The organism is Aquipuribacter aurantiacus, assembly GCF_051216895.1.
In the GTDB taxonomy this organism is placed as follows: domain Bacteria; phylum Actinomycetota; class Actinomycetes; order Actinomycetales; family JBBAYJ01; genus Aquipuribacter.
Genome location: NZ_JBPKAO010000024.1, coordinates 1 through 4,278, shown reverse-complemented (window position 1 = coordinate 4,278; position 4,278 = coordinate 1). Strand labels below are relative to the sequence as shown.

Here is a 4,278-nt window from a genome sequence, read left to right as displayed (position 1 = left end):
GACCGGGCCCGCTACGCCCGGCGCCTCGAGCAGGCCACGGACGCCGGCGTCAACCTGGTCCGGGTCTGGGGCGGCGGGATCTACGAGGCGGACGCCTTCTACGACGAGTGCGACGAGCGCGGCCTGCTGGTCTGGCAGGACTTCCTGTTCGCGTGCGCCTGCTACGCCGAGGAGGAGCCGCTGCGCAGCGAGATCGTGGCCGAGGTCCGGGACAACGTCACCCGGCTGTCGCCGCACCCGAGCCTGGTGCTGTGGAACGGCGGCAACGAGAACCTCTGGGGGTTCGTGGACTGGGAGTGGGAGGTCCGCCTCGACGGAAAGACCTGGGGCGAGGGCTACTACTCGCGGCTGCTGCCGGAACTGCTCGCCGAGCTCGACCCCGCCCGGTCCTACGTGCCCGGCAGCCCGTTCTCCCCGGTCGGCCCGGACGGCGAGGTGCGCCACCCCAACGACGACGCCCACGGCCTCACGCACGTGTGGGACGTGTGGAACGAGCGCGACTACCTGGACTACCGGGCGCACCGCCCGAGGTTCGCGTCGGAGTTCGGCTGGCAGGGCCCGCCCGCCTGGTCGACGCTGCGCCGCTCGGTGTCCGACGACCCGTTGACGCCGGAGTCGCCCGGCATGCTCGTGCACCAGAAGGCCATGGAGGGCCAGCGCAAGCTCGAGCGGGGCCTGGTCCGTCACCTGCCCGTACCGGACGACATGCGTGACTGGCACTGGGCCATGTCGCTCAACCAGGCCCGCGCGGTCGGGACGGCCGTGGAGCACCTGCGTGCGCTGAGCCCGCACTGCTCGGGCAGCATCGTGTGGCAGCTCAACGACTGCTGGCCGGTGACGTCGTGGTCGGCCGTGGACGGCGACGGCCGCGCCAAGCCGACGTTGTACGCGCTGCGCCACGCCCACGCCGACCGGCTGGTCACCGTGCAGCCGCGCGGCGACGACCTGGTGGTGGTGGTCGTCAACGACCACGCCGACGCGGTGGCCGGGGAGCTGGTGGTCCGCCGGCTCGCGCTGGACGGCAGCGAGCTGGCCACGGTCACGCTGGAGGTCCGGACCGGGCCCCGCTCCACGTGGGAGGCGGTAGTCCCGACCGACGTGGCGACCCCGGGTGACCAACACAGCGAGATGCTGCTGGCCACCTTGGGCGTGACTGGTGACCCGTTGGGGCCGCGGGGGTTCTGGTGGTTCGGTGAGGACCGTGACTTGGCCCTGCCCGCCGACCCGTTCACGGCGACCGTGACGTCGGTGGACGGCGGGTACCGGGTCGACGTCACCGCGACCGGCCTGGTCAAGGACCTTGCGCTGCTGGCCGACGGCCTCGACTCCGACGCCGTCGTCGACGACATGCTCCTCACCCTGCTCCCGGGGGAGCAGGCGGTGCTCCAGGTCCGCTGCGGCGGACTCGCCGACGCGCACGCGCTGCTGGGGACCGACGTGCTGCGCTGCGCCAACGACCTGCTGGGCCGCCCCGGCCCATCACCGGTGACGAGCGGTGCGGCGGGGGACGGGGACTGACGGGGCCACTCGCGTCGGGATCCGCCGCCGTGTTCGTGGTCTCGCTCCTTCGGAGGCCAAGTCCTGCGTCTGAGGACGGTCGGCGGTTCTGCAAGATGCAGGTCAGGAAACCGACAGGGGGTGTGCTGAAGGGTGCTTGACCGGGCCTACGTCGCAGGCCAGGGGACCGGTCCTGTGTGGGCCCGGGCGTCGCGGTGCGGTTGTGGGCGGGTGCATCTGGTGCGGAGGTCGCCTGGCCTGGCCCGGGGCTGATCGTCCATGGCGGTGGGCTTGTGTGGTCAAACAGTCGCGGTGGCCGGCGTGCCGGGGATTGGCTTGATGCCGCAGCAGTGAGGGGCCGGCGAGCCGGCAGGAGTCTCAGGCGGCGTGGGTGATCTCGTCCCGGGTGATCTCGGCTTGCCCCAGGTGCTGGCTGAGCTCCTCCAGTACGTGCAGCAGTACCCCTCGGCATGTGCGGGTCCAGAAGTCCTCCCGTCCGGTTGGGACGGCCACCGGGGCAGCGTCGAGCCTGGTGGCCCGGACGTCGTCGATGAAGGCCTCCCGGGTGGTGGCCGCCAGACCGAGGGCGTCTGCGACGGGCATGCGGGCGGTGAACTCGGCGTCACGGTCGCGGGGCACCGGAACTCCCCGGTTGACGGTGCTCGACCAGCGCCGGGCCATCCCGCAGCAGTGCACCAGGACGGCGACGAGGGAGTTGGCGCCGGGGCGGTCCGGGCGCCGGTTGGCCGTCTCGTCGTCCAGAGCGCCGACGAGTGCGGTCAGGGCGTCGAGCTGCTGCAGGCAGAACGTGAGCAGCGCGTCGCGGTCGGGGTCATCCGCGTCGGTTGCCGGCGCCGCAGCGACGGCCGTTGCCTCGACCTCGACGAGCTGGTCCGGGTACCCGAGGGCGGTGACTCCGAGCAGGGTGCTGGGTGGGGTGTGAGGGGTGAACGCGTCGCGTACGACGTCCCAGGCGGCGACCAGGTCGGCCGGGTCCGCCGACGCCACGTAAACCGTCGTCCGCGCCACGTGCTGCAGGTCGCTGCCGGCGTCGCGGAGCGCCGTGCGGAGGTTCGCCATCACCTGGTGGGTCTGGGCGGTCACGTCGCCCGCCGCGACCACCACGCCGTTTTCGTCCAGGGGACAGGCCCCAGCGGTCAGCACGAGACCCGCGCCCGGGGGCACGGTCGCCGTGTACGCGTAGTCCACGCCGGGGAACAGGGCGGGTGGATCGTCTGAGGTCGCATGAGAGGGCACGGCACGAGGCTATGGCCGGCCAAGGTGCGTGCGACTGGGCCGGGCCACCGCACCCCGGTCGGCGCCGACGCTGTCGGGGGCAGAAAGTTGGGAGCCCGCTGATCACGAGGGCTGCGCGCCTGCCCTGTTGAGGTGTGGAGGGCTGTGCCGTCTGTAAGTGCGGACAAATGGGTCGTGACACACGCCTGTTGCGGGTCTACATTCGCAACCGTCGCTCGTGCGGGGAGGGACCATGAGGCGAAGCAAGATCGTCCTCCTACTCGGAGTCATGGTCCTCGCTGGCTGTTCTGGGGGCGGCGGTTCCGAGGAAGGTCTCGACCTCTCGACACCACCCACTGCAGCGCCTACGACGGCTTCCGCCACCGCGTCGGCGGAGCCGACAGGCGACCTCCCCGCCGTCGAACCCACCGCTCCGGCCGAGACTGCGACCCCCGAGGAGGCAGCCGTCCTCGACGCCTACCGGGCGTTCTACGCGGCGGTCGACGAGGCCAACGCGGATCCGCAGCAATCGCAGGTCTACCTGGAGCCGGTGTCCACTGGCGCCCAGTTCGAGCAGACCAACGGTGCGATCAAGGCGGACTTCCTCGCTGGTGAGGTCGTAGTGGGCTCGCCAGTCATGGATCCGCGAGTGGCGTCTCTTGGTGATGGCGAGGCCGTCGTTCAAGACTGTCAAGACACAAGAGGCGTGATCTTGCAGGACGAGGAGACGCAGGAACCCCTGGTAGTCGGGCAGTTCCCAGACTCGGTGCAGACGACGCTGACGCTGGTTGACGGGGCTTGGAAGGTGTCTGCCACCGAGTACACGGACGATCCTGGGGTGTTCTGCGAATGAGGCGGTCTCTTGGCGCTGCCGCCTGCTTCGTCATGGGAGCCGCCCTTCTCCTTGTCCAGGCACCGGCCGCCGCCGATCCGATCGTTCGTCCGGGCGGTGGGGGTGGGGCCCGTGTCGAGACGGAGGTTAGGACGCCGAGTGAGCCCGCATCCCGTGCCCCGGTCTCGAGAGACGGGCAAGCAAGCGCCGTCGCCGCTGGAGCTAGCCCGGCCCCCTGCACCTATCGGCCGCTGACATCTGCGGAGGCCGTGGGGGTGGGGGCGACTGTGGAGGCTGGACCGGATGGTCCTCGCACGGGCGGGCAGTTCGTGCTTCAGGACTGCTCACGGTCGGGTGGCGGTCGGCTCATCCTGTGGGTGCCCGACGGGGCGGGTGGCGCGGCTCCTGCTGACGTGCCACAGGTGACGCCCGGGATGCTCGCTGCTGAGGCGCGGAACACGTTGCATCTGCCGACGCCGTCTGTCGGGGTGAGCCCGGACGGGTTGAACGAGAACCCGGCGCTGGTGAACCTGCCGACCTGGTGGTGGGTCACGAACGGCGACGCCCTCACGCAGCGCACCGAACTGGGCAGCGTCTGGGCGGAGGTCACCGCGGAACCGGTGTCGTCGGCGTGGGTGGCCGGGGATGGTGAGCGGTCGGAGTGCGCGGGTCTCGGCATCGCGTACCTGCCCGGGATGCGGGAGAACGAGCCC

General features: G+C 71.2%; 3 protein-coding genes and 1 pseudogene. 3 read left to right on the top strand and 1 reads right to left on the bottom strand.

Annotated elements, in window-relative coordinates:
• Positions 1–1,518, top strand: a pseudogene (locus ACR80Q_RS18115) (glycoside hydrolase family 2 protein); the annotation flags it as partial.
• Positions 1,519–1,875: 357 nt separating this feature from the next.
• On the opposite strand, the gene ACR80Q_RS18110 reads toward ACR80Q_RS18115, so the two are convergent.
• The gene (locus ACR80Q_RS18110; protein ID WP_435379053.1) at positions 1,876–2,754 is read right to left on the bottom strand and encodes a Rid family hydrolase; all 879 of its coding nucleotides are present in this window, start codon (positions 2,752–2,754) and stop codon (positions 1,876–1,878) included.
• A 232-nt stretch (positions 2,755–2,986) separates the two neighbouring features.
• Between ACR80Q_RS18110 and ACR80Q_RS18105 the strand changes: the two genes are divergently transcribed.
• Positions 2,987–3,586, top strand: coding sequence for a hypothetical protein (locus ACR80Q_RS18105; RefSeq protein WP_435379052.1), 600 nt, complete (start codon positions 2,987–2,989; stop codon positions 3,584–3,586).
• A gap of 401 nt (positions 3,587–3,987) precedes the next feature.
• A partial coding sequence (locus ACR80Q_RS18100; protein WP_435379051.1) for a hypothetical protein occupies positions 3,988–4,278 on the top strand: 291 nt, incomplete at its 3' end.

Bases quoted from the DNA above. Each gene is read 5' to 3' on its own strand.
- ACR80Q_RS18105 (WP_435379052.1), top strand. From the start codon at position 2,987: ATGAGGCGAAGCAAGATCGTCCTCCTACTCGGAGTCATGGTCCTCGCT.